1 rRNA gene is annotated in these 355 nt (G+C 55.2%); it reads left to right on the top strand.

Annotated features, from left to right (window positions below):
- Positions 1-243: 243 nt before the first annotated feature.
- Positions 244-355, top strand: a 5S ribosomal RNA gene (rrf, locus tag EDI28_RS28305); the annotation flags it as partial.

The raw sequence follows: 355 nt of genomic DNA, 5'->3' as shown, positions 1-355 counted from the left end.
GCTGCTGCTGCTGCTGCTGCTGCTGCTTCAGTGGACATGCAGCGCTCAGAAACGCAGCAGCTTTTGACACTTTTTTGCCTCCGACGCTTAACTCCAGTCTGTAGCTGATCATGAGGCCTGTGAAATGAGTGCCACAGACAGCGGTGGAAGGGCCGGGATGTCTCTACGGATGTAAATGTCCACAAACGGTCGCTACGCTGACCGTGGGCATGTATAAGTAGCGTACTTGTGGCTGCTTTAATGGTTTACGGCCATACCACCCTGAACACGCCCGATCTCGTCCGATCTCGGAAGCTAAGCAGGGTCGGGCCTGGTTAGTACTTGGATGGGAGACCGCCTGGGAATACCAGGTGCT

The sequence above is a fragment of the Photobacterium chitinilyticum genome (genome assembly GCF_004104355.1).
In the GTDB taxonomy this organism is placed as follows: domain Bacteria; phylum Pseudomonadota; class Gammaproteobacteria; order Enterobacterales; family Vibrionaceae; genus Photobacterium; species Photobacterium chitinilyticum.
This window is presented reverse-complemented; position numbering and strand designations above follow the sequence as displayed.